A 1,009-nucleotide genomic window follows, 5' to 3' on the forward strand; every position below is an offset into this window, starting at 1 on the left:
CGATGGCGGTGGGTCATTCAATATTGATGTTGGCTGGATGGACGCTATCGCGAGCAGGCTCACTCCTACAGGGTTGGGCGATTTTTCATAACCCGCCGAAGCCTGCGAACCATGGGAATACCACGTTTCCTTTATGCCCTTTGTAGTGGGCTTTTTGGCTGAGCTGCTTGCGGCAGAGGATCCAGCTGATGAAGGCGGGGAGGAAGATCAGGTTGATCAGCCACTGGAAGGGGTTGGTTGATTGGTAAAGGATGGTGGCCAGGATGTTGATCAGGACGAGGCCCATGATGATGAGGTTGTAGTGGATGTGCCTGCGTTTGATGGCGGCAAAGCTTTCCCAGTCATCGATGAGCCAGTCGTGGGAGAAGTGGCCGCAGTCGGGGCATTTGTGGGTGGGCGGGATGTGGCTGACGAGATGGTTGCAGTCAGGACATCGGAAGTTCATCGAGGTATCCAGTGGTGGGGGATGCTGAGCGGGGTTGGGGTGAGGTTAGCAGGGTGGGGGTGGTTTTCCATTGTTGCGACTGGGCAGGGTGGGGCAGTTGTTTAGGTGTTGAATGTGCTCGCGAAAGCGGTGGGTCAGGTTAGGTGATGGTGGATGTGCCGCCGTCTTCGCGAGCAAGCTCGCTCCCACAGGTTTCTCGGCCATACACAAAATCCGGAGGAACACCACAAATCCCCTGTAGGAGTGAGCCCGCTCGCGAAAGCGGTGTGTCAGGTTAGGTGATGGTGGATGTGCCGCCGCCATCGCGAGCAGGCTCGCTCCCACAGGTTTCTCAGTCATACACAAAATCTGAGTCAGAACACAAAACCCCTGTGGGAGCGGGCTTGCTCGCGAAAGCGGTGGGTCAGGTTAGGTGATGGTGGATGTGCCGCCGACTTCGCGAGCAAGCCCGCTCCCACAGGTTTCTCGGCCATATACAAAATCCGCCACACACCACAAATCCCCTGTAGGAGTGAGCCTGCTCGCGAAAGCGGTGGGTCAGCCACAGTGATATTGAACGTGCCG

1 protein-coding gene is annotated in these 1,009 nt (G+C 57.1%); it reads right to left on the reverse strand.

Going from position 1 to position 1,009, the window contains the following annotated elements; genetic code table 11:
- Positions 1 to 85 precede the first annotated feature (85 nt).
- The gene (locus QMX93_RS30770; protein ID WP_282359345.1) at positions 86 to 445 is read right to left on the reverse strand and encodes a hypothetical protein; all 360 of its coding nucleotides are present in this window, start codon (positions 443 to 445) and stop codon (positions 86 to 88) included.
- Positions 446 to 1,009 lie beyond the last annotated feature (564 nt).

The sequence above is a fragment of the Pseudomonas sp. PS01303 genome (assembly GCF_029959385.1).
Lineage (GTDB): Bacteria > Pseudomonadota > Gammaproteobacteria > Pseudomonadales > Pseudomonadaceae > Aquipseudomonas > Aquipseudomonas rustica.

Bases quoted from the DNA above. Each gene is read 5' to 3' on its own strand.
- QMX93_RS30770 (WP_282359345.1), bottom strand. From the start codon at position 445: ATGAACTTCCGATGTCCTGACTGCAACCATCTCGTCAGCCACATCCCG.